The sequence below is a fragment of the Alicycliphilus sp. T452 genome (assembly GCF_054512775.1).
In genome coordinates this window covers 18,490-42,057 of the sequence record NZ_JBTNEH010000027.1, presented here as the reverse complement: position 1 = coordinate 42,057, position 23,568 = coordinate 18,490, and the positions used below count along the sequence as shown (strand labels likewise).

22 protein-coding genes are annotated in these 23,568 nt (G+C 68.9%); 18 read left to right on the top strand and 4 right to left on the bottom strand.

Translation table 11 applies throughout. From position 1 onward, the window contains the following. Positions 1-8 precede the first annotated feature (8 nt). From ACX12L_RS19410 to ACX12L_RS19370, 9 genes are all read left to right on the top strand, one after another. Positions 9-974 (top strand): tyrosine recombinase XerC, encoded by a 966-nt coding sequence (locus tag ACX12L_RS19410; protein ID WP_459264084.1) that lies wholly within the window; start codon positions 9-11, stop codon positions 972-974. 60 nt (positions 975-1,034) lie between these two features. Then, positions 1,035-1,427, top strand: a complete 393-nt coding sequence (locus ACX12L_RS19405; RefSeq protein WP_459264083.1) for a DUF2946 family protein — start codon at positions 1,035-1,037, stop codon at positions 1,425-1,427. A 289-nt stretch (positions 1,428-1,716) separates the two neighbouring features. Continuing rightward, complete coding sequence (locus ACX12L_RS19400) at positions 1,717-3,996, top strand: TonB-dependent receptor (protein ID WP_459264082.1); 2,280 nt, start codon at positions 1,717-1,719, stop codon at positions 3,994-3,996. 13 nt (positions 3,997-4,009) lie between these two features. Beyond that, entirely contained in the window at positions 4,010-4,435 is a 426-nt protein-coding gene (locus ACX12L_RS19395) for a MotA/TolQ/ExbB proton channel family protein (RefSeq protein WP_459264081.1), read from the top strand. Positions 4,436-4,437: 2 nt separating this feature from the next. Next, entirely contained in the window at positions 4,438-4,806 is a 369-nt protein-coding gene (locus tag ACX12L_RS19390) for an ExbD/TolR family protein (RefSeq protein ID WP_459264080.1), read from the top strand. Beyond that, positions 4,803-5,531, top strand: coding sequence for an energy transducer TonB (locus tag ACX12L_RS19385; protein WP_459264079.1), 729 nt, complete (start codon positions 4,803-4,805; stop codon positions 5,529-5,531). The genes ACX12L_RS19390 and ACX12L_RS19385 overlap by 4 nt, the downstream gene beginning before the upstream one ends. Positions 5,532-5,533: 2 nt before the next feature. Next, the gene (cobN, locus tag ACX12L_RS19380; protein WP_459264078.1) at positions 5,534-9,673 is read left to right on the top strand and encodes a cobaltochelatase subunit CobN; all 4,140 of its coding nucleotides are present in this window, start codon (positions 5,534-5,536) and stop codon (positions 9,671-9,673) included. Continuing rightward, positions 9,670-10,185 (top strand): MotA/TolQ/ExbB proton channel family protein, encoded by a 516-nt coding sequence (locus ACX12L_RS19375; RefSeq protein ID WP_459264077.1) that lies wholly within the window; start codon positions 9,670-9,672, stop codon positions 10,183-10,185. Before cobN ends, ACX12L_RS19375 begins: the two co-directional genes overlap by 4 nt. After that, positions 10,178-10,534 carry a DUF2149 domain-containing protein gene (locus ACX12L_RS19370; RefSeq protein ID WP_459264076.1) on the top strand — a complete coding sequence of 119 codons (357 nt, stop codon included), beginning with the start codon at positions 10,178-10,180 and terminating at the stop codon, positions 10,532-10,534. Before ACX12L_RS19375 ends, ACX12L_RS19370 begins: the two co-directional genes overlap by 8 nt. Here the strand turns inward: ACX12L_RS19370 and ACX12L_RS19365 are convergent. The 4 genes from ACX12L_RS19365 to ACX12L_RS19350 all read right to left on the bottom strand — a co-directional run bounded on the left by ACX12L_RS19365 (position 10,521) and on the right by ACX12L_RS19350 (position 15,215). Further along, positions 10,521-12,257, bottom strand: a complete 1,737-nt coding sequence (locus tag ACX12L_RS19365; RefSeq protein WP_459264075.1) for a sensor histidine kinase — start codon at positions 12,255-12,257, stop codon at positions 10,521-10,523. The genes ACX12L_RS19370 and ACX12L_RS19365 overlap by 14 nt on opposite strands. Further along, positions 12,254-13,987 (bottom strand): sensor histidine kinase, encoded by a 1,734-nt coding sequence (locus tag ACX12L_RS19360; RefSeq protein ID WP_459264074.1) that lies wholly within the window; start codon positions 13,985-13,987, stop codon positions 12,254-12,256. Before ACX12L_RS19360 ends, ACX12L_RS19365 begins: the two co-directional genes overlap by 4 nt. 83 nt (positions 13,988-14,070) lie before the next feature. Next, entirely contained in the window at positions 14,071-14,832 is a 762-nt protein-coding gene (locus tag ACX12L_RS19355) for an HD-GYP domain-containing protein (RefSeq protein ID WP_459264073.1), read from the bottom strand. Next, positions 14,829-15,215, bottom strand: coding sequence for a response regulator transcription factor (locus ACX12L_RS19350; protein WP_459264072.1), 387 nt, complete (start codon positions 15,213-15,215; stop codon positions 14,829-14,831). The genes ACX12L_RS19355 and ACX12L_RS19350 overlap by 4 nt, the downstream gene beginning before the upstream one ends. Before the next feature lie 79 nt (positions 15,216-15,294). Between ACX12L_RS19350 and ACX12L_RS19345 the strand changes: the two genes are divergently transcribed. From ACX12L_RS19345 to mraZ, 9 genes are all read left to right on the top strand, one after another. Next, complete coding sequence (locus ACX12L_RS19345) at positions 15,295-15,969, top strand: response regulator (RefSeq protein ID WP_459264071.1); 675 nt, start codon at positions 15,295-15,297, stop codon at positions 15,967-15,969. Further along, positions 15,962-16,693, top strand: coding sequence for a response regulator (locus ACX12L_RS19340; protein ID WP_459264070.1), 732 nt, complete (start codon positions 15,962-15,964; stop codon positions 16,691-16,693). Before ACX12L_RS19345 ends, ACX12L_RS19340 begins: the two co-directional genes overlap by 8 nt. Before the next feature lie 172 nt (positions 16,694-16,865). Continuing rightward, positions 16,866-17,096, top strand: a complete 231-nt coding sequence (locus ACX12L_RS19335; RefSeq protein WP_459264069.1) for a hexameric tyrosine-coordinated heme protein — start codon at positions 16,866-16,868, stop codon at positions 17,094-17,096. Between the two features lie 103 nt (positions 17,097-17,199). After that, the gene (locus ACX12L_RS19330) at positions 17,200-18,270 is read left to right on the top strand and encodes a CobW family GTP-binding protein (RefSeq protein WP_459264068.1); all 1,071 of its coding nucleotides are present in this window, start codon (positions 17,200-17,202) and stop codon (positions 18,268-18,270) included. 363 nt (positions 18,271-18,633) lie between these two features. Next, entirely contained in the window at positions 18,634-19,125 is a 492-nt protein-coding gene (gene dksA, locus ACX12L_RS19325) for an RNA polymerase-binding protein DksA (protein ID WP_459264067.1), read from the top strand. Positions 19,126-19,156: 31 nt separating this feature from the next. Next, positions 19,157-20,863 (top strand): STAS domain-containing protein, encoded by a 1,707-nt coding sequence (locus ACX12L_RS19320; protein WP_459264066.1) that lies wholly within the window; start codon positions 19,157-19,159, stop codon positions 20,861-20,863. 59 nt (positions 20,864-20,922) lie between these two features. Then, positions 20,923-21,468, top strand: a complete 546-nt coding sequence (gene hslV, locus ACX12L_RS19315) for an ATP-dependent protease subunit HslV (RefSeq protein WP_459264065.1) — start codon at positions 20,923-20,925, stop codon at positions 21,466-21,468. 76 nt (positions 21,469-21,544) lie between these two features. Next, a complete protein-coding gene (gene hslU / locus ACX12L_RS19310) occupies positions 21,545-22,885 on the top strand; it encodes an ATP-dependent protease ATPase subunit HslU (RefSeq protein ID WP_459264064.1) in 1,341 nt (446 codons plus the stop codon). Between the two features lie 245 nt (positions 22,886-23,130). Further along, entirely contained in the window at positions 23,131-23,559 is a 429-nt protein-coding gene (gene mraZ / locus ACX12L_RS19305) for a division/cell wall cluster transcriptional repressor MraZ (RefSeq protein ID WP_459264063.1), read from the top strand. Positions 23,560-23,568: the final 9 nt, after the last annotated feature.

The following is a 23,568-nucleotide window of genomic DNA, read 5'->3' as shown; positions in this document are numbered from 1 at the left end:
CAAATCAGATGCAACCTGAAACCCCGCCGTCCCCGCGACTGCCGCCCGAGGCGCTGCAGTACCTGGAGCACGTGCGCGTGGAAAAGCGCCTGGCCGCGCGCACGCTCACGCTCTACACGCTGGATCTGCAGCGGCTGGCGGCCTTTGCCGCGGACGCCGGGCTGCCGCTCCTGCGGCTCACCGGCGCGCACATCCGCCGCTTCGTCGCGCAGATGCACGCGGCGGGGCGCAGCGGGCGCGGCATCGCGCTCATCCTCTCGGGCTGGCGCGGCTTCTACGCCTGGGCCGCGCGCCAGGGCCTGGTGCCGCACAACCCGGTGCAGGATGTGCGCGCGCCCAAGGCGCCCAAGCCGCTGCCCAAGGCCCTGCCCGTGGACGAGGCGGTGCGCCTGGCCGAGCACGAGGAAAGCGGCGCCGACCCCTGGCTGGAGGCGCGCGACGCCGCCATCGTCGAGCTGCTCTACGGCTGCGGCCTGCGCGTGGGCGAGCTCGTGGGCCTGGACGTGGCGCCCAGCCCGGCCACGCACCAGCAGGGGCGCGGCTGGATCGATCTGCAGGCGGGCGAGGCGCACGTGTTCGGCAAGGGCAGCAAACGCCGCAGCGTGCCCGTGGGCCGGGCGGCGGCCGAGGCGCTGCGAGGCTGGCTGGCCGTGCGCGGCCAGCCCTTCGGCGGCGCGGCGGCGGATGCCGCGCTGTTCATCGGCCGGCGCGGCGCGCGCCTGTCGGCGCAGTCCGTGTGGCTGCGCCTGCGCCAGCGCAGCCAGCGCGCCGGCCTGACCACGCCCGTGCACCCGCACATGCTGCGCCACTCGTTCGCCAGCCACCTGCTGCAATCGAGCGGCGACCTGCGCGCCGTGCAGGAGCTGCTGGGCCACGCCAACATCACCACCACCCAGGTCTACACGCGGCTCGACTTCCAGCACCTGGCCCGGGTGTACGACCAGGCCCATCCGCGCGCGCGGCGCAGCAAGTAGGGCGGTGCGCTCTTGCGTTCGCGCAAGGGCCGGGCCACAGCGGCTGGTTACAATCCACCGATGCTCGTTGCGCGCCTCCACCGCCGTCTTGTCGCCTTGCTGGCGATGCTGGCCGTGACGTTCGGCGCGCTGGCCCCGCTCATGGCGCACACCGTGGTGTCCGGTGCCAGCCCGGAGCTGGCGATGGAGGTGTGCACCAGTACCGGCATGCTGCTGGTGCAGGCCGACTCCGGCACGGAGCCCGGCGGCGACGGGCCACAGGACTCCCCGATGCAAAAGCCCTGTCTGTGGTGCGGCATGCATGCCGTGGCGGCGCCGCCGCCCGTCGCCGCAGCCGCGCTCCCCTTGCTGGGCTGTGCGCAGGCCATGCCCGTGGCGTTCTACCGCACCGGGCCCACGTCCACCGTCTGGCTGCATGCCCTCTCGCGCGCGCCTCCCGCAGCGCGCGGCTGACCGCACTCCCCGCGCCTGAGCCTTGCGGGCGGCGGGTGCCGTCCCTCCCTCTCCCCGTTCGCCTGCTGCCCGGCCCGCCGCGCCCCTGATGCGGCCCGGCATTCAAACGCCTCGCTAGCGTCGCTGCGCTCCGCCATGCCATGGCACCGCCTGCGGCTGCGCGCCTCGTGATGCGCCTGGATGCAACACCGCATGCGCGCCCGCCGGTTCGTCCCCGCTGCCCACGGCATGGCCGTGGCATGCCGCGCCACACCCGTTCAGACCTTCCCCTCTCCAGAGGAAAAGCACCATGCTGCGTCACTCCACCATTGCCCTGGCCTGCCTGCTGGCCTGCGGCCTGCCTGTGCCCGGACTCGCCCAGGCGGGCGATGCCCTCGACCCCATCACCATCACTGGCTCGGCCATCGACGACCGCTTCCTGTCCAGCGCCACCGACCCGGTGTCCTCCACCACCATCGGCCGCAAGGAGGTCGAGGACCAGCACGCCAAGAACCTGATCGAGGTGCTGCGCGCCGTCAGCGGCGTCACGGCCGACCTGCAGGGCGACGGCGACACCATCAAGATCAAGCTGCGCGGCGTGGAAAACCAGCGCTACATGGGCGAAAAGCCCGGCGTGGCCATCATCATCGACGGCGTGCCCGTGTTCGAGCGCACCGGCAAGGTGAACATCGACATCGACAACATCGAGTCCATCAAGGTCATCAAGGGCAGCGCCTCCTACCTTTACGGCGAGGACGCGCTCGCCGGCGCCGTGGTCATCACCACCAGGCGCGGCGCCAGCCAGCGGGGCGTCAAGGCCGAGGCGGACGCGGGCGCGTTCGGCTACCGCCGCGCCATGGTGCGCGCCGGCTTCGCGCGCGACGACCTCAGCGGCCACCTGCAGTACAGCGACCGCGACCAGGACGGCTACTACTTCATGTCGCGCACCTACAGCAAGACCTGGTCGGGCAACCTGAAGTACGCGCTGGACGCACGCAGCGACCTGAGCCTGGGCTTCGAGAAGTCCGAGCGCTTGCGCGACCGCGAGGGCACGGTCACCGGCGCGGCCAATGCCCTGGCCGACCCGCGCGGCCTGGACGGCGGGCGCGGCTACAGCCGCAATTTCAACGTCGACCTGGCGCGCGTCAACCTCACCTACTCCAACGACCTGGACGAGCGCAGCAACCTGCTCGCCGTGCTCTACCAGTTCCAGGACGACACCACCTTCTGGGCCAACCCCATGCGCTTCACGGCCGCGGGCGCGCCGACCGCTGGCATCAACGACTACAGCCTGTTCAACGACTACACCCAGGTGCAGCGCGGCTTCAAGACCGAGTACCGCACGCGCCTGGAGCGCCTGGCGCTGATGGGCGGGCTGGAGCTCAAGCGCAACAGCTACGACAACCGCGTCTCCACGCTCAACAGCTACCGCACCCGCCCCGCCGGGCCGGTCACTCCGGCGGGCATGGTGCTGAGCGACGACGACACCATCGAAACCACCCAGGCGCTGTACGGCGAGGCCAAGCTCGGCCTGGGCGAGAAGACGGCCGCCACCTTCAACCTGCGGCACGACCGCATCGGCGTGCGCTTCAATGCGCAGCCCGTGGCGGGCAATGGCAACCGCCCGGTGGCCGAGCGCAAGGATTTCGACGTGAGCAGCTACCGCCTGGGCCTGACGCACGCGCTGGACCAGGCCACCGCGCTGCACGCGGCGGTGTCCACGGGCTTTCGCGCGCCCACGGCCGAGCAGCTCTACCGCGGGCAGATCACCACCAACGCGCTGGTGCAAAGCAACCCCGACCTGAAGCCGGAAAAGGCCATCAGTTTCGAGATCGGCCTCAAGCACCAGACGCAACTCGCGGGCTGGCCGTCGAGCCTGAACGCCACGCTGTTCCAGGTGGACCGCAAGGACTTCATCCTCGACAGCAACGGCCAGTACGCGGGCTCCAACAACCCGTCGGGTGGCGGCTCGCAGTTCCGCAACATCGGCGGCGCGCGCAGCCGCGGCCTGGAGCTGGAGCTGCGCATGCAGCCGCACCGCCAGTGGTCCTTCGATGCGGCCTACACCTACCTGGATGCCTGGTTCACCCGCTACGAAAGCTACTACCAGAGCTATGGCAACGCCAACGGCGCGTTCGTCGCCAGCCCCACGGCGGCGCAGCGCGCCACCCCGGGCTTCTGGCAAAGCAATTTCACCGTGCAGCGCTACGACAACACCGGCAGGAAGATCCCGCGCACGTCGCCGCACCAGCTGAACCTGCGCGCCAACTACCAGCCCGCGCCGGGCTGGGCGCTCAGCGGCGAGATCGACGCCAAGGCCGCGTCCTGGGCCGACGAGATCAACCAGGAAAAGCTCCCCGGCCGCACCCTGCTGCATCTCACGGCGCAGTACGGCGCCAAGCTTTCCTCGTGGCCCGGCGCGCGCCTGAGCGCCTTCCTGCGCGTGGAAAACCTGTTCGACAAGCGCTACTACATCACCGCGCGCGGCGCGGGCGACTCGAACATGGACGGCCGCTACGACAGCCAGGACCCGTCCATCGTGGTGGACCCGGGCCGTACCTGGCGCCTGGGCCTGAGCCTGCAGTTCTGACGGGAGGCACGCCATGCAGGAATTCAAGTCGATGGTGGAGTGGGGCGTGGTGGGCCTGCTGCTGGCGCTCAGCGCCTGGGCCGTGGCGGTGGCGCTGGAGCGCTGGCGCTTCTACCGCCAGGTGCAGGTACGCAGCTACCGCAGCCGCGTGCGGCTGGAGACGGAGCTGACCCAGCGCCTGGGCGTGATCGGCTCCGTGGCGGCCAACGCGCCCTACATCGGCCTGCTGGGCACGGTGCTGGGCATCATGCTGACCTTCGAGGCGCTGGGCCATAGCGGCGCCATGGACGTGAAGACCATCATGACCGGCCTGGCCCTGGCCCTCAAGGCCACGGCCGTGGGCATCGGCGTGGCGATCCCCTGCGTGGGGCTGAACAACGCGCTGCGCCGCGTGGTGCGCGTAAAGCTCGCCGAGTTCGACGAAGCCCAGGGAGGCTGAGCATGGACGAGGACATCGAATCCATCAACATCGTGCCGCTGGTCGACGTGATGCTGGTGCTGCTCACCATCGTGCTTACCACGGCCACCTTCGTGGTCACCGGGCGCATCCCGGTGGACCTGGCGCAATCGGCCCAGCCGGCCCCGGCCACGCCCGTCCCCGTGGTGCTGACCCTCACCAGCCACAAGATGCTGTACCTGAACGACGAGCGCGTGGCCGACCTGGAGTCGGCCCTGGCGCGCTTCGGGCGCGCCCAGCCCGTGACGGTGCGCGCCGACGGCGCCCTGGCGCTGACGGACTTCGTCGAGTTGGTGGACCGCGTGAAGGCGCTGGGCTTCGAGAAGGTGGCGCTGGAGGTGCGCCGCACATGAGCGCGCACACCTTGACTGCGGCCTCGGTGTCAGCGCGCATGGCCTCGCGCGACTGGCTGCTCTCGGCCGTGCTGCATGCCAGCCTGCTGGGCGCGGCGCTCTGGTGGGGCGTGGCCCCGCCGCCCGCCGTGCAGCGCCTGGACGTGGCCGTGCGCTGGGCCGCGCCCGAACCGAAGCCGCCTGCGCCCGAGCCCCCGCAGGCGGCGCACGAGCCGGCCCCGCGCCAGCGGGCAGCGGCACGGCCCCGGCCTGCACCGGCGCCCCAGGTGCCGGTGCAGGCGCCGCAGCCCCAGGCGCAGCCGCTGCAATCCGAGCCCACGGTGGCCACGCCCGCCAATGCTGCGGCCCCGGCCGAGCCCTCGCCCCCGGTGGCTGCCGCGGTCCCTGCGGCGCCACCGAGCGCCGTGGCGCCGCCCGCGCCGCAGGACGAACAGGGCTATCAGCAATGGCGCGCCCGGCTGGAGCAGGCCCTGCAGCAGGGCAAGCGCTACCCGGCCAGCGCGCGCCGCATGGGCCAGAGCGGTACCGTGGTGGTGCACCTGCGCATCGCGGCCGACGGCAGCCTGCTGCATTGCGTGCTGCACCACTCCTCGGGCTTCAAGGCGCTGGACCTTGCGGCCGAGCAACTGGTGCGCAGCGTGGCCCAGGCGCTGGCCGCGCAGATGGCGCCGGGCCGCGCGGCGGACCTGCGCATTCCCATCGTTTATGAATTGACGGAATCCTGAACATGACACGCTGGATATGGATGGTCGCAGCCCTGTGCTGCGCACTCGCGGCCCCCGCCGCGGCGGCCGACAAGGTGGCCCTGATCAGCAGCACCATGGTGCTGGAGCGCAAGTTCCAGCTCATGCAGGACGCTGCGCGCACCCAGGGCATGGAACTGGCCTGGACGCAGGTCGATACCGAGGGTGAGAAAGGCGTGGCGCGCGTGCTCGACGGCGCGCGCCTGGTGCTGGTGGACGCGCCGCGCGCCGACGACCAGGCGCTGATCGAGCGCGTGGCCGGGGCGCAGATCCGCGCCGCGCGCCTGCCGGGCGTGGGCATCCACGTGATGAGCCCGCCCGTGCGCCTGCGCCCCATGGGGCTGCCGAGTGCGCAGGCCCAGCGCGTGTTCGACTACTACGTGGGCGGCATGCGCGTGAACCACGAGCGCCTGTTCCAGTACCTGCGCGCCGTGCTGCAGGGCACGGACACCGCGGCCGTGCCCGGGCCGGTGGCGCTGCCCAACGGCGGCATCTACCACCCGGCCTACGACAAGGGTGTGTTTGCCGACCTGCGCAGCTACCTCGCCTGGTGGCAGGCGCGCAAGGGCAGCGCCGCGCAGGGCGCGCCGGTGGTCGGCATGGAGATGTCGTCCAGCTACCTGTCCGACGGGCAGACCCGCGTGCTCGACGCCACCATTGCCGCGCTGGAGGCGCGCGGCGCGCTGCCGCTGGTGTTCTACCGCAGCAGCCGCGTGGCGCGCGCGGCTGCCGAGGCCCAGGGCGCCGCCGTAGCGGCCCGGCCGGTGCGGACGGCGGACATTGCCGCCGGGCCGTATGCCGGGCCGGGCTTTCCCAACCCCCAGGAACTGGCGGCCGTGGAGGTGGACGAACCCATCATCACGCTGGACGGCAAGGTGCTGCCCCAGGTGCTGCTGGTGAACACCTTCCTGGGCGTGAACCCCGATGCGCGCAAGGCCTGGCACCGCGCCATGGGCGTGCCGGTCATCAACATGCTCTCCTACCGCCAGGGCACGCGCGCCGACTACCTGCGCGACACCGTGGGCGTGAGCAGCTTCAACCTGCCGTTCGCGCTGACGAATGCCGAGTACATCGGCCTGCAGGACCCGGTGGTCGTCAGCGCCAACGAGGGCGGCGAACTCGTGCCCCTGCCCGAGCAGGTGGACCTGCTTGCGGGCAAGGCCGTGAACCTGGCGCGCCTGCAGTCCACGCCCAACGCCGGCAAGCGCCTGGCGCTGTTCTTCTGGAACCATCCGCCGGGGGAAAAGAACCAGGGCGCCTCCAACCTCAACGTGCCGCGTTCCATCGAACACCTGGTGCAGCGCCTGCGCGCCGAGGGCTACGCCATAGCCGCCGCCAGCGAGGCCAACATCATCGCCGCCGTGGCCACCATGCTGCGCCCGTCGTACCGCAGCGGCACTTTGGGCGAGCTGATGAAGACGCCGCACTGGGACTTCCTGCCCCTGGCGGCCTACGAACGCTGGCTCCAGGGCCTGCCCGCCGAGGTGCGCGAGCGCATCACCGCCTTCTGGGGCGCGCCGGCGAAAAGCCCCTGGGTGGTGCGCCACCAGGGGCAGCAGGGCTTCGTCATCCCGCGCCTGAAGCTGGGCCGGCTCGTGGTGCTGCCCCAGCCCATGCGCAGCGAGACGGCGGCGGGCCACCACGACGAGAAAAAGCTGTTCCACGACACCAAGGTGCCGCTGAACCACTTCTACCTGGCCACCTACCTGTGGGCGCGCGAGCAGCACGCCGCGCACGCCATCGTGCACTTTGGCACGCACGGCTCGCAGGAGTGGACGCCCGGCAAGGAGCGCGGCCTGTGGGCCTACGACGACCCCAACCTGCTGGTGGGCAACACGCCGGTGGTGTACCCGTACATCGTGGACAACATCGGCGAGGCGCTGCACGTCAAGCGGCGCGGCCGCGGCGTGATCGTGAGCCACCAGACCCCGGCGTTCGCACCCGCTGGCCTGCCGGAAGACTTCGTGCGCATCAACGACCTGATCCGCGAATACCAGTCGCTCGACTCCGGCCTGGTCAAGGACAACAACCGCAAGCTCATCGTGGCGCAGGCGGTGAAGATGAACATCCACAAAGACCTGCAATGGAAGGTGGCCGGCCTGGAGCGCGACTTCGACAAGTTCCTGCGCGCCCTGGAAGACTACCTCGAAGACCTGGGCGCCGCCCAGCAGCCGCTGGGCCTGCACACCCTGGGGCTGGACGCCGAGCGCGCCCACCTTGTCAGCAACGTGATGCAGATGCTGGGCCAGCCGCTCTACGAGGCCACGGGCGTGAAGAACGCCAAGGCCGCGTTCAGGGGCGGCTACCAGGACCTGCCCCAGTCCCCGCCCTACCGCTTCGTCGAAGACTGGGTCTTCAGCGAGCGCCCGCTGCGCGAGCTGGACGACGCGCCGCTGCGCCTGCTGGCCGAGAAGGGGCGGCGCTTCCTGGTCACGCTGCGCGCCGCCTGGGAGGTGGAGGGCGTGCTGCAGGGCCTGTCGGCGCGCTGGATCGACCCGTCCTACGGCGGCGACCCGATCCGCAACCCCGACGCGCTGCACACCGGGCGCAACATGTATGGCTTCGACCCCGCGCGCATCCCCACGCGCGCCGCCTACGAGGCGGGCAAGGAGGCGGTGCAGGCGCTGATCCAGTCCTACCAGGCCGAGCACGGCAAGTTCCCCGAAAAGCTGGCCTTCAGCATGTGGAGCACCGAGACGCTGCGCCACCTGGGCATGCTGGAGGCGCAGGTCCTCTACGCCATGGGCGCCCGGCCGCGCTGGGACGAGGGCGGGCGCGTGGTGGGAATGGAGGTGATCCCGCTCCAGGAGCTGGGGCGCCCGCGCATCGACACGGTGATCTCGCTCACCGGCTTGTACCGCGACCAGTTCCCCAACGTGATGGAGCGCTTCAACGAGGCCATCCAGCTGCTCGCGGCGCAGCCCGAGCCGCGCGGGCAGAACTTCGTCCGCGCCAATACGGAGCGCATCGAGGCCGCGTTGCGCCAGCAGGGCGTGGCGGCGCAGGACGCGCGCGAATTTGCCCTGACCCGCATCTTCGGCAACGAAAGCGGCGACTACAGCACCAAGCTGACCGACGCCTCGCTCGCCTCCGGCATGTGGGAGGAGGGCGACGGCAAGCTGGAAAAGCTCTACCTCTCGCGCATGTCCTGGGCCTACGGCCCGAACACCGCGCACTGGAGCCGCAAGCTCGCCGACCCTGCGGGCCGCGAGATCAACACCTACGCCGAGCACCTGCGCGGCACCAGCGCGGCGGTGTTCTCGCGCTCGTCCAACCTGCGCGGCCTGCTCGACACCGACCACCCGTTCGAGTACCTGGGCGGCATCTCGATGGCGGTCAAGCACCTCGATGGCAAGAACCCGCAGCTCTACATCTCCAACATGCGCGACCCCAACCGTGCGCGCCTGCAGACGGCCGAAAAGTTCATGGCCACCGAACTGCGCAGCGTGTACCAGCACCCGAACTGGATGAAGGAGATGATGAAAGAGGGCTACAGCGGCACGCTGCAGATGCTCAACACCGTCAACAACTTCTGGGGCTGGCAGGTGATGGACCGCAACGTGGTGCGCGACGACCAGTGGCAGGAGTTCCACGAAACCTACGTGAACGACCGCCACCGCCTGGGCACGCGCGCGTGGTTCGAGAAAAACAACCCCACGGCGCTGGCGCAGGTGGCCGAGCGCATGCTCGAAGCCATCCGCAAGGACTACTGGAAGGCCGACGAACGCACCCGGCGCGAACTGGTGGCCACCTACCAGGACCTGGCCGCGCGCCACGACGTGCACACCAGCAACGACACCTTCAAGGCCTACGTGGCCGAATTGGCGCAGGGCTTTGGCATCGGGCCCCGGCCCGCGCCCGCTGCGCCCGGCGCGCCGGCTGCGCGCCCCCCGCAGGCGGCTGTGCAGCCTGAACCGCCGCCACCGCAGCAGCAGCCTGCGCCGCCCCCCGTGGTGCGCGGCCAGGAGCTGCGCGAGGTGTTGCGCACCACGCCCGTGCAGCGGCTCATCTGGGTCTACGCCTGGCTGCTGGGCGCCGTGGTGCTGGCGGGCATGGCCTGGCAGGCCTGGCGCGTGCGCCGCAGCCGCCATTCCTTTTCTCCTTCCCTGAAAGCCTCCGCATGAACGCCCTTGAAAGCTTCCTCTACGAAATCTCCAAGTTCTTCCTCACCCCGGTGCTGGTGCTGCTGTGCCTGATGTTCGCCTATGCGCTGTTCAGCCTGGGGCAGGTGCTGGTGGAGGCCGTGGCGCGCGTGCGCCAGCCGCGCGGCCTGCAGCCCCTGCACCGCTACTGGCAGCGCCACGCGCACCTGGGCAGCGACGGGCTGGAGCTGTACGTGCTCAAGCAGCTCGAACTGCAGCGCATCGTCAGCCGCGTGGCGCCGCTGCTGGGGCTGGTGGCCACCATGATCCCCATGGGCCCGGCACTGGTGGCCGTGGCGGCGGGCAACACGCAGGGCATGGCGCAGAACCTGGTCGTGGCCTTTGCCGCCGTGATCGTGGCGCTGCTGGCGGCGGCCATCACCTTCGTGGTGCAGACGCTGCGCAAGCGCTGGCTCATGGAGGAACTCAACGCGCTGCTCATCGGCCTGGACGCTGCGCCCGCGCGCGCCACCCGGGAGCTGGCCCATGGCTGACCCCCGCCGCATGCGCATCGACATCCTGGGCGACTCCGACGAGGACGACCCCATCCTCAGCGTGGTGAACATCATCGACGTGTTCCTCGTCGTGATCGCCGTGCTGCTCATCGCCGTGGCCGAGAACCCGCTGAATCCCTTTGCCACGCAGGACGTGGTGGTCATCAAGAACGCGGGCAGGCCCGACATGGAAATGCTGGTCAAGGAGGGCAGCGAGCTCAAGCAGTACCAGTCCTCGGGCCAGATCGGCGAAGGCCAGGGCATGAAGGCCGGCGTGGCCTACCGCATGAAGGACGGCAGCATGGTCTATGTGCCCGAGGCCCCGGGCGGCGGCGCTACGCGGCCGTAGCGGGCCGGGTCGGCAGCGCCAGCGTGAACCGCGCGCCCTCGCCGGGGCTGGACTGCACCGTGAGCGTGCCGCCCAGCAGCGTGGCCAGCGCGCGCGACAGCGACAGGCCCAGGCCCGTGCCGCCGTGCTGGTAGCTCACGCGGGCGTTGCCCTGGCTGAATTTCTCGAAGATGACTTCCTGCAGCTCCGGGGCGATGCCGGGGCCCGTGTCGGTGACGTGGAACAACATCCACCGGCCGTCCGCGCTGGGCTCGACGGCCAGCTCCACGCCGCCCTCGGCGGTGAACTTGATGGCGTTGGACAGCAGGTTGTTCAGGATCTGCTTGAGCTTGAGGCGGTCGGTCAGCAGGGGCTGGGCCGCCGCGGGATGCTGGAGCGTTTCCAGCGCCAGCCCCTTGGCGACGGCGCTGATGCGAAACAGCTCCGCCACCTCGGGCAGCAGCTGCGGCAGGGCCACGGGCTCGGGGTGGATGGGCATCGAGCCGGCCTCGACCTTGGCCAGGTCGAGGATCTCGGTGAGCAGCGCGTTGAGGTGCTCCGAGCCCTGGCGGATCAGCGCCGACTGCTCGCGCACCATCGGGTCCTTGCTGCGCAGCTCCATGAGCTCGGCGAAGCCGCGGATGCTGGTGAGCGGTGTGCGCAGCTCGTGCGACATGGCGGCCAGGAACTCGCTCTTGGCGCGGCTGGCGCTCTGCGCCTGCGCTTCGCTGTGCTGCAGCGCCTCGTTGCTGCGCGCCAGGCGGCGGATGCTGGCGAGGAAGGCGGCGACGAACACCATCACCGCCACGCTCAGCAGCGATGTGAGCAGCAGAACGGTGTTGCGCATCTCGCGCCAGGAGGCGAAGGCGTCTTCGGTCGAGGTGCCGGTCTGCACGGTCAGGTCGTAGTCGCCCACGCGGCTGAAGCCGACGATGCGCTCGATGCCGTCGGACGACATGACCTTGAGCGCGCCGTTGGCCCTGAGGCGGGTGGCCTTGATCATGGGCTCGGGCAGGGGGTGGACGATTTCCGCGTTGGCGCCGCCTATGACGCGCACGCGCAGCGCGCCGTCGAGCTCGGCAAGCGCTACGCCGCCTCGCGCGCCGAGATCCACGTCCCGGTAGACGTTGATGAAATGGCTCTGGTTGAGCGATGCGACGACCACGCCGAGCGTGCTGCCGTCCGCTGCGACGATCTTGCGCGTGAGCTGGATGGTGCGTACGCCCGAGACCTTGCCCACGAGGGGCTTGCTGATGAAAAGCCCGTTCCTCATCGGCTTGGCGGTGGTGCTTTCGGGCTGCAGGTGCACGCGCACATGCTCGCGCTCCATGAGGTTGACGTTCTTGCTTTTGGAGCCATCCGGGTCGAGATTGCTGCCCTGGAAGATGCCGTCGGCATCGATGAAGGACAGCTGCGTGAGGATGTTCGGCGTCATGCCCGTGTCGTTGGCGATGCGCACCAGCGCGTCGCCGCCGAGCGCGTGGTCGGCCGCCGCGCGTTGAACCAGTGCCATGGCCTGGGCCACCGTGTCCAGGATGCGCAGGGTGTGCTCCTTGAGGGCTATGGCCGTGTTGGTGTTCTGGCGCATTTCCGCGTTCAGGGTTTCCTTCCACTGCCAGTGCAGCATGGAGACCATGGTGGCCCAGGTGCCCAGCAGCACCAGGGCGCTGAATGCACAGGCCGCGATGGAGTATTTCAGGGCTGCGGGCTGAAGCCCCCGGCGCGATGTGGAGGGCGGGTTCATACGAGGGGCGAGGGCATGGTGTCGGTGTATATCGCCGTGGGCAGGGTGATGTGGAAGATCGTTCCGCCGCCGGGGGCATTGGTGGCATGGATGTGCCCGCCGTGGGCCGTGACGATCTTGCGGCAGATGGCCAGGCCGAGGCCCGTGCCGCCCGATTCGTCGCGCGTCTTGCTCGACTGCACGAAGGCATCGAACACGGTCTCGAGCTCGGCAGGCGGGATGCCGGGCCCATGGTCGCGCACCTGCACGAGGATCGTGCTCTCGTCCGGGGTGCCGGCGCTGATTTCGATGGCACTGCCCTCGGGCGAGAACTTCACCGCGTTGGACAGGATGTTGCGCACCACCTGTGCAAAGCGCGTGGGGTCGACCTTGGAGACGAGCGGCGTGCGGCCCAGTTCCAGCCGCAGCGCCAGGCCCTTGCGCTCCAGGAGCACTTGCAGCTCTGCGGCCACGTCCTCGAGCAGGTCGCGCACGTCATTGCGCGCGAAGTGGAATGCACCGACCGTGCTCTCGATCTTGGACAGGTCGAGCAGGTCGTTGATCAGTCCCAGCATGCGCTGGCCGGCCGCGTGGATGTCCCCGAACATGGCGGCGTACTTCTCGTGCTGGCGGGCGCGGACCATGCCCAGTTCGGAAAAGCCCAGGATGGACTGCAGCGGCGTGCGCAGCTCGTGGCTGATGTTGGCGACGAACTCGCTCTTGGTGCGCGATGCCTCCTGCGCCTGGTGGCGTGCGGCCAGGAAGTCGGTGATGTCGAGCTTGTTGATCAGCACGCCCATGGGCTCGCCCTGCGCCGAGTGCAGCAGCACCTTGGTGATCTGCACGTCGCGCACGCTGCCATCGGTCCGGGGCACGCGCTCTTCGTAGCGCACGGTGCCGCCTTCGCGCAGCAACTGCTCGGTGTGCGCGTCGTAGGCCTGCGCCTGCGCCGCGGGCAGGATGTCGCGGTTCAGGCGGCCGAGCGCATGGCTGCGCGGCACACCCATGAAGCTTTCCCAGGCGGCGTTGACGGTGATGAAGCGGCCCTGCATGTCGGTCAGGCACAGGGGCAGCGGATTGCCTTCGAGCACGCGCTCCGTCAATGCCAGCTGGTGCTGCAGCTTTTTTTGCGCACCGTGCAGGGCCGTGATGTCCACCGCGCTGCCGGCGTAGCCGTACAACTGGCCGTCGCTGTGGGTCAGCGGCATGACGGTGATCTCCAGCACCCGGGCCTTGCCGTTGAGGCCGCGCAGGCTGGCCCTGCCCCTGCGCCAGCCGGTGGAACGGCCGGCCTGGAACAGCGCCGCCACGACGGGGGCGGACTGGGGCTCCACGACGTCGCACAGACGCTTGCCCTGGGCCGCGGCGGGAGGCTCGCCCGTCAGCTGGTGCCAGCGCGGATTGACGAAGCGGATCGCGCCCTGCGCATCGGTGCGGAAGATCAGCTCCTTCACGCTCTTGAACAGGATGGACAGTTCCTGCTCGCGCTGCGCCGTCTGCTGCCGGGCTTTTTCGAGTCTGTGCTGCGCTGCTTCGCGGGCGCGGGCATTGCGCCACGCGATGCGGGTCATCGGGCCGATCAGCGTGATCGCCAGCGCCATGAACAGCAGGGGCGCGCGCAGGGTGCCCAGTTCGCGCCACATCAGGACCAGCGTGCCGACCAGAACGGCCAGGGCCAGAGCGGTGCCGATGGCCAGCACGCGGCGGCGGGCCGGCGGCAGGAAGAGTCGGAGAAAGGGGGGCATCCGCATGGCAAGGGCCTGCTGGGGGATGTTTCAGTTGCGCATGGCGCCATGCGCCGCCCTCTTCGCATGGGGCTGGCGGGTGAGCGGGTTCATAGGACTGGGGTCGGGGCCTGCACCAGGTCGGCGAAGCTCATGTGGCATTCGGTGATGCGCAGGTGCAGGGCCCGCAGTGCGTCGGCATGGCGCATGAAGCAGTCCACGACGGCCGGGTCGAAGGCCTTGCCGCGCTGCTCCAGCAGCATCTCCAGGGCCTTCTCGTGGCTGAAGGCAGGGCGGTAGACCCGGTCCATGGTCAGGGCGTCGTAAAAATCCACCACGCTCACGATCCGCACGGACAGTGGAATGGCCTCGCCCGCCAGGCCCCGCGGATAGCCCTGTCCGTCCCAGCGCTCATGGTGGGCGTGGGCGATTTCTGCTGCCAGCTGGAACAGCGCAATGCGCGACTTGCCCAGCATGTCCGCGCCTATGGAGGTGTGGCGGTTCATCATCTGGCGCTCCTCGGCGGTCAGGCTGCCGGGCTTCTTGAGCACGCTGTCGGGTATGCCGATCTTGCCGACATCGTGCATGGGCGCGGCCTTGCGCAGCAGCAGCGCCCATGCGCCGGGCTGGCCCAGGTACAGCGCCAGCGCCTCGGCCAGGAAGCCGATGCGCACGATGTGCACACCCGTGTCGTTGTCCTTGTACTCGGCAGCCACGGCCAGAAGAAACAGCGCCTCGTGGTGGGCGTGCGCCACTTCCTGCAGCGCCTCGTTGCGCTCCTGGTACATGCGGCCCAGGTCGATGATGATCTTCTCCATCTGCCTGGCCGCGGCCGGGTTGAACTGGGTGGCTTCTCCCACGGGCTGGCTCATGGCATTGGGGCGGGACGCTGGCCCAGGCTGTCGATCGTCTCGATCAGCTTGAGGGGGCTGAACGGCTTGAGCAGATAGGCGTCGGCCCCCGCATTCATGCCTGCCTCGATGTCCTGGCTTTGGCCGCGCGCGGTGAGCAGGATCACCCGGGGCAGCCCCAGGCTCGCGTCGGACTTGAGCAGGCGGCACAGATCCAGCCCGTTCATGTTGCCGGGCATCATGATATCCAGCAGCAGCAGGTCCGGGCGCAGGCGGCGCACGGCCTCCCGGCCCTCGTCGGCATTGGAGGCCTCGTGGATTTCGTGGTTCTCGAATTCCAGGGTCATGCGGATCAGCTTGCGGATGTCTGCATGGTCTTCAACGATCAGGATGCGTAGGCTCATGAGGAGCAGGATGTAATTTTCAATCTAAAACTTTATCGAATGTAACATAAATATACTTTTGAAGTGATAGAATTTACGCATGCTGACAAAATCGTTACTGTTTTTGCCGAATGAATGCAGTACGCGTGATGTGGCACAGGCCCTGGGCCTGGCTGTGCGCTCGGTGCAACTCATGGTGGATCGGGGTGATTTGGAGGCCTGGAGGACTCCAGGGGGGCACCGGCGCATTTCGCGCGCCTCGGTCGAGCGCTGGGTGGCCGAGCGCCGCAAGGAAGGGCCTGCCGAGAAGGCGCCGGCAGACGCCGATGCGCCCGCCGTGGTCGCCAGGGATGCAGCGCCGGAAGTGCCGGCCATGGGCGGCGACGTCCCCGGGGCGGATCGCCGTGCGCAGGTGCTGCTCATCGAGGACTCTGCCCATTTCCAGAACCTGGTGCGCCTCCTGGTGGTACACAATTTCCCCGAGGTCGACCTGCACGTGGCAGAGGACGGCATCGTCGGCCTGGCGATGGCGGGCGAGCTGCGCCCCGATGTGCTGCTCGTGGATGTTCTCCTGCCGGGCATCGATGGCGCCACCCTGATTGCGCGGCTGCACTCGCACCCGCAGTTCCAGCGCAGCCGTTTGATCGTGCTCACCTCGCTCGACGAGGCGCAGCGCAGTGCCTATGCCTTTGCGCTCACGGGTTTGCCGGTGGTGCACAAGCCGCGCATGGCGGAAGACTTGCCGGTCCTGTTGAAGGATGCCCTGTATGCCTGAGCGCCCGCCCGTGCCGCGCGTGTTGCTGCTCGAAGACGATGGCTTGGTGCGCCATTTCGTGCGGGAGGCGCTCGATGGCATGGCGCTGGAGCTGCTGCCCTGCGCCAGCCTGGCCGAGGCGCGCCGGATGCTTTCGTCCCATGCGGTGGCGCTGGTGCTGGCGGACCTGCACCTGCCCGATGGCTCGGGCCTGGACCTGCTGCGCTGGCTGCGGGAACGGGGCGGCGATTGCCGTACCGTGGTTTTCAGCGGCGGGGTGGACGAGGGGCTGAGCCAGCGCTTGCTGCAGCAGGGCGTCTGGCGCGTGCTGCACAAGCCGGTTTCGGTCGGCGGCTTGATCGGTTGCGTGGAACAGGCCCTGGCCCTGCATCTGGCCGGCCCGGGGCAGGAGGGGCCGCAGGGGATGGCCGAGGCAAGCGTGGTGGCGCGGTATTTCGGCGGCGATCGCGCGCTCTACGTGGCTTACCGGGGGATGTGCCTGAAGCAGTTCCCCATCGACGTGGCCGATGGCGACAGGGCCGCGGACCATGGCGATGCGCCGGCGCTGCACCGCGTGGTGCACAACCTCAAGTCGGTGCTGGCCCTGCTGGGCCAGGAGCGCGCCGCGCAATTGGCGCGCAGCATCGAGGACCAGGCCGCCCGGGGGGTGTTGCCACCCATGCGTGCCGACTGGCAGCATCTGCGCCAGCAGGTTCTGGCGTACCGGACGCAGTGCGGAGCCTGAGCCGTTATCCGGCACTGCCGATGGGGTAACGGCCTTTGCCCCACAATCGCCACTCTCCGTTTCATAGGCGCAGGCTGCACGGCAGTGCGCCGGCTGGTTCGGCAAACAAGGCGCACAGACCGGCCTTGGCTGCTGGAATTCGAGCGATTCGCTCAATACTAGGAGAAACCCCATGACTGATACCTGGCTGACCACGTTGATCACCGACACCCCGCAGCAGGGCTTCGAACTGGCCATCACCCTGAGCCGGCGCGGCGTCAAATACACCCAGCCCGACTCCGAGGTGCTGCACAAGCTGCGTCCCGAATACGCCAACGACCATGCGGCGCTGACGGCCGCATCGCAGGTGGTCGCGCTGAACTTCCAGACCGTGGCCGCGGCCAACAATTACTGGCGCAAGTAATGGCTTGACGGGCTCGCTACACTGCGAGCGTAGACGCGCTCTGAGCCCTGGTTTGTTCCGCGGCGACCACCCGGTCGCCGCTTTGCATTTGGAAAGCCCTCCCATGTCCCTGATTCCCGCCACCATCCTCACCGGCTTCCTCGGCTCGGGCAAGACCACGCTGCTCAAGCGCGTGCTCTCCGAGATGCACGGCCAGAAGATCGCCGTGATCGAAAACGAGTTCGGCGAGGAGAACATCGACACGGACATCCTGCGCACCGAGTCCAAGGAACAGATCGTGCAGATGAGCAACGGCTGCATCTGCTGCACCATCCGCGAAGACCTGCGCGAGACGCTGCAACTGCTGGCCGCCAAGCGCCGCAAGGGCCTCGTGGAGTTCGACCGCGTGGTCATCGAGACCACGGGCCTGGCCGACCCCGGCCCCGTGGCCCAGACCTTCTTCATGGACGACGAGATCGCCGAGACCTACCTCATCGACTCCATCATCACCCTGGTGGACGCCAAGCATGCCCAGCAGCAGCTCGACGACCGCCAGGAGGCGCGCCGCCAGGTCGGCTTCGCCGACCAGATCTTCCTGTCCAAGACCGACCTGGTGAGCGAGGACGAGAAGAACGACCTCATCCACCGCCTCAAGCACATGAACCCGCGCGCGCCCATCCGCGCCGTGCATTTCGGCGAAGTGCCCCTGTCCGAGGTGCTGGACCTGCGCGGCTTCAACCTGAACGCCAGGCTCGATATCGACCCCGACTTCCTCAAGGAAGAGGACGCGCACGGCCATGACCACGTGCACGACGAACACTGCGGCCACGGGCACCACGACCATGGCCACGAGCATGGCGCGCCCTGCAGCCACCCGCACCACCACCATCACGACGACGACGTCAAGAGCTTCGTCTACCGCGCGGACCGCGCCTTCGACCCTGCCAGGCTGGAGGACTTCCTGGGCGCCATCGTCAACATCTACGGCCCGCGCATGCTGCGCTACAAGGGCGTGCTGCACATGAAGGGCACGGACCGCAAGGTGATCTTCCAGGGCGTGCACCAGCTCATGGGCAGCGACCTGGGGCCGCAGTGGGGCGAGGGCGAGGCGCGCCAGAGCAAGATGGTGTTCATCGGCATCGACCTGCCGCAGGACATATTGCTGCAGGGGCTGGAGCAATGCCTGGTGCCTTGAGCGGGCGATGCAGGGCCGGCGGCAAAACGCACTGCGCCTGTGTGGTATATGCAACGCTTTGCCCATCGCCTGCTTAGCTCTATACAATCGCGCCCCGGCTAAAAGGCCCCTTCAGGCATGCCATCCGCGCTGCGCCGTCCATGTGCCCAGGCCCATGGACGGTCGCAATTGTTCGAACCGCGAGGAGTCAGGAAGTGACAACCGAGTCCAGCCACGCCAGGCCCATGGCACGCACGCTGCGCGCAGGCGCAGCGGCCGTGCGGACCGCCGGGCCTTGTGTTTCCGGCTCCATGCGATTGAACGTACCATCAACGGCCCATACGGGGGCGCGCCGCGCCTCCACAGCCAGCTTCCATTAAGACCATGACTACGACCCTGCAAACCCCTGTGGCGGCCGCCAAGAAAGATCCCAAGCTGGCCAACAACTGGAAAACCAAGCCTGCCGAAGAGCTGACGGATGCCGAAGTGCTTTCCATGCCCGACAGCGAGTACATGAACGACAAGCAGATGGCGTTCTTCCGCCACAAGCTGGTGCAGCTCAAGCAGGACATGCACAACAACGCGGGCGAAACCACCGAGCACCTGCGCGAGGACACCGTGGTCGTTCCCGATCCGGCCGACCGCGCCACCATCGAGGAAGAGCATGCGCTGGAGCTGCGCACGCGCGACCGCGAGCGCAAGCTGCTCAAGAAGATCGAGCAGTCGATCGCGCGCATCGATGCGGGCGACTACGGCTACTGCGATGAAACCGGCGAGCCCATAGGCGTGGGCCGCCTGCTGGCCCGGCCCACGGCCACCCTGTCGCTCGAGGCCCAGCAACGCCGCGAGCTCAAGCAGAAGATGTTTGGCGACTGAAGATCCCCCTGCCGCAGGCACCAGCGAATCCATGAGCAAGGACGACACGACACCCGGCGGACTGCTGTCCAAGGTGGTGAAGTTTGTGCGCAATCCCACCGTGAGCTGGTCCGACCTCGACGCGATCGACACCGATCGCGAGAGCCAGTACAGCAAGCAGATGCTCAAGGAGATGATCGAGCGCAAGCGGCGCAACGACTTCGTGCGCCGCCGCGAGTTCGACCAGCTGCGCAAGCTGCGCCAGCGCGAGGCCCAGCAGGGCCGCCGCCTCGACGACGCGCTGGCGCGCGCCTCGTTCTTCCAGACCAGCATGACCTCGCCCGACGAGCGGGCCGTCACGCTCAAGAAGATCGACGAGATCGAGGCCCAGATGTCGCAGCAATGGTGGCGGGGCACGCGGCCGGGCGACACGTCGCCGCCCTCCGCCGCGCCTGCCGCGCCCGCCGCGCCCCTGCAGCCGCCCGCCGTGGCGCAGCCGGCTGCTCCGGCTTCCCCCCTGCTGCACGCAAATCCGGACCACGCCTTCGCGCCCACCGTGCCGCTGAGCCTGCCCGCCATGCTCGACGGCGCGCCGCCGCCGCTGCTTGCCGGTGCGGGTGCCCCGGGCATGGCCGCGTGGGGCGATGGCGCGCAAGCCGGCCAGGCGGCGGTGCCCGCGGCCGAGCCGTTCGTGCACGAGCCCGACCTCGAGGAGGCCGCGATCCGCTTTGCCAGCGGCGACTACGTCCAGGCCGAGTCTGCGCTGAAGGAGGTCCTGGCGCAGCGCCGGCAGGACGGGCCGCACCAGCAGCACGATATCTGGATGACGCTGTTCGACCTATACCGCGCCACCGGCCAGCAGGAGCCGTTCGACATGCTGTCCATCGACTATGCAGCGCGCTTCGGCCGTTCGGCGCCGCTGTGGCTCTCGCTGCCCGAGCAGCTGGGCCTGCAGGCGGTGCCGCAGCAGCCCGGCGCCGCGCTGCACGAGCTGAGCTGGAGTGCGCCGCCCACGCTCACCCAGCAGTCGGTGGCGGCGCTGCAGGCCTCGCTGGCGCGCAGCGCGCCGCCGTGGACGATGAATTGGTCGCGCCTGATCGACGTGGAGCCGCCCGCCGTGTCCGCGCTGGCCCAGCAGTTCGAGGAATGGGCCGGGCGCGACGGGCAGATCCGGTTCGTGGGCGTGCAGGCGCTGCAGGCCCTGCTGCATGCGCACACGCCCTCGGGGGACCGCGAGGCCGAGCCGCAGTGGTGGCGGCTGCGCATGGCGGCGCTGCGCCTGATGGGGCAGCCCGACGAGTTCGAGCTCGTGGCGCTGGACTACTGCGTGACCTATGAGGTCTCGCCTCCGTCCTGGGTGCCGCCGCGCTGCGGCTACAGCGGCGACGATGGCGTGCAGCCCGCGCAGGGCCCGGACATGGCGGACAGCGACCCGCTCCTGTCCGGCTTCGCGCCGTCGCAGCCGGCGCAGGCACAGGAGGGCCCAGTGGCCGTCCTGGAGGGGCATATCGAGGGCGACGCCACGCCGGCGCTGGAATCGCTGCAGGCCATGGCGCGCCCCGGCGCGCCGCTCACCATCAACTGCGAGCGGCTGGTTCGCATCGACTTCGCGGCGGTCGGCTCGGTGCTGAACTGGGCCGCCGCCCAGCAGGCGCAAGGGCAGGTGGTGCAGTTCACCCACCTGCATCGCCTGGTGGCCGTGCTCTTCAACGTGATCGGCATCAACGAGCACGCCTGGGTGGTGCCGCGCGCGAATTGAGCGCGGCTTTGCGCGCGTCCGGCTTGCAAACCGGCAGGCCGCCCCCATATGGCATTCCCATGGAACAGTACCACGGCACCACCATCCTCAGCGTGCGCCGCCAGACGGCGCACGGCATACAGCTCGCCCTCGGGGGCGACGGCCAGGTTACCCTGGGCAACATCGTCGTCAAGGGCACGGCGCGCAAGGTGCGCAAGCTCTACCAGGGCCGGGTGCTGGCGGGCTTCGCGGGCGCGACGGCCGATGCGTTCACGCTGTTCGAGCGCTTCGAGGCCAAGCTGGAGAAGCACCAGGGGCATCTGACGCGCGCGGCCATCGAGCTCACCAAGGACTGGCGCACCGACCGCGTGCTGCGCCGCCTGGAGGCCATGCTGGCCGTGGCGGACCATTCCGCCTCGCTCATCATCACCGGCAACGGCGACGTGCTGGAGCCGGAGGAGGGCATCGTCGCCATCGGCTCGGGCGGGGCCTATGCCCATTCGGCCGCCAAGGCGCTGCTGCACAACACCGAGCTGCCCGCCGCGGAGATCGTCAAGAAGTCGCTGGAGATCGCCGGCGAGCTGTGCATCTACACCAACATGCACCACACCATAGAGACGCTGTAGTCTCGTGGCGAGGACTATTTTTTCATAGCTGCTGGCGCTTGCCGGATAAGCGCTAGAGGCTGATTTGGGTTGCACTATGTCTTCCATGACCCCCCAGGAAATCGTCTCCGAACTCGACCACCACATCGTGGGCCAGGCGGCCGCCAAGCGCGCCGTGGCCATCGCGCTGCGCAACCGCTGGCGCCGCCAGCAGGTCGAGGCCGGCCTGCGCCAGGAGATCACGCCCAAGAACATCCTCATGATCGGCCCCACGGGCGTGGGCAAGACCGAGATCGCGCGGCGCCTGGCGCGGCTGGCGGATGCGCCCTTCATCAAGGTCGAGGCCACCAAGTTCACCGAGGTCGGCTACGTGGGCAAGGACGTGGACTCCATTGTGCGCGACCTCGTCGAGGTGGCCGTCAAGCAGACGCGCGAGGCCGACATGAAGAAGGTGCGCGCCCGCGCCGAGGACGCGGCCGAGGAGCGCATCCTCGACGTGCTGATCCCCCCGGCGCGCGGCGCCGGCTTCGAGGCCTCGCGCGGCGGCGAGAGCGGCGAAGGCGGCACGGCGCGCCAGGTGTTCCGCAAGAAGCTGCGCGAGGGCCAGCTCGACGACAAGGAGATCGAGGTCGACGTGGCCGACGCGCGCCCGCAGCTCGAAATCATGGGTCCGCAGGGCATGGAGGAAATGGCCGAGCAGCTGCGCGGCATGTTCAGCCACCTCGGTCAGGAACGGCGCAAGACGCGCAAGCTCAGGATCGCCGAGGCCCTCAGGCTGCTGACCGACGAGGAGGCCGCGAAGCTCGTCAACGAGGAAGAGGTCAAGACCCGGGCGGTCTCCAGCGCCGAGCAGAACGGCATCGTCTTCATCGACGAGATCGACAAGGTGGCCGCGCGCCAGGAGGCGAGCGGCGCCGACGTCTCGCGCCAGGGCGTGCAGCGCGACCTGCTGCCGCTGGTGGAGGGCACCACCGTGTCCACCAAGTACGGCATGGTCAAGACCGACCACATCCTGTTCATCGCCTCGGGCGCGTTCCACCTGTCCAGGCCCAGCGACCTGATCCCCGAGCTGCAGGGGCGCTTCCCGATCCGCGTGGAGCTCGGCTCGCTGTCGGTGCAGGACTTCGAGGCCATCCTCACGCAGACGCATGCCTCGCTCGTCAAGCAGTACCAGGCGCTGCTGGCGACCGAAGGCGTGGCGCTGGAATTCACCCCCGAGGGCATCACGCGCCTGGCGCACATCGCCTACGACGTCAACGAACGGACCGAGAACATCGGCGCGCGGCGCCTCTCCACGGTGATGGAGCGCCTGCTCGACGAGGTCAGCTTCGACGCGACCCGGCTCTCGGGCCAGGCGGTGGTGGTGGATGCGGACTACGTGAACGCGCGCCTGCAGTCCCTGAGCCAGGACGAGGATCTGTCACGCTACATCCTGTGAGGGCAGGCTTTACAAATCACTTGCATACCCGCATGTAAGTGCTTAATCAATAAGGATTTTTGCCCGATTCCAACCTCTAAATCGGGCTCTAAGTCCTTGATTTCATTACAAAATTTTGTCGATTCCCCTGTTGTCTGGCGTGCTTTTCCTGCTACAGTGCAAAAAAGTGCAATTAAGTGGTGAAAAGTGCCCTGCAAGCCCGGTTTGGGGGCTGAAAGGGCTCTTCCAAACAGAGGTCTCGATTCGTGTTCCAAGGGGCGTCATCGCTGAGTCTGGATGCCAAGGGGCGGCTTTCCGTGCCGACCCGGCACCGCGACGCCCTGCTGGCGCAGGCTGGCGGCAGCCTGACCATCACCAAGCACCCCGACGGCTGCCTGATGGTGTTTCCGCGCCCGGAGTGGGAACAGGTGCGCGAGCGCATTGCCAAGCTGCCCATGTCCGCCCAATGGACCAAGCGCATCTTCCTGGGCAATGCCATGGACGTGGATATGGACGGCACGGGCCGCGTGCTGGTCTCGCCCGAATTGCGCGAGGCGGCCGGCCTGGCCAAGGATGCCATCCTGCTGGGCATGGGCAGCCATTTCGAGCTGTGGGACAAGGCAACCTACGAGGCCAAGGAAGCGGCGGCCATGCAGGCCGAGATGCCCGATGTCCTCAAGGACTTCTCTTTCTGAGGGCTGCGC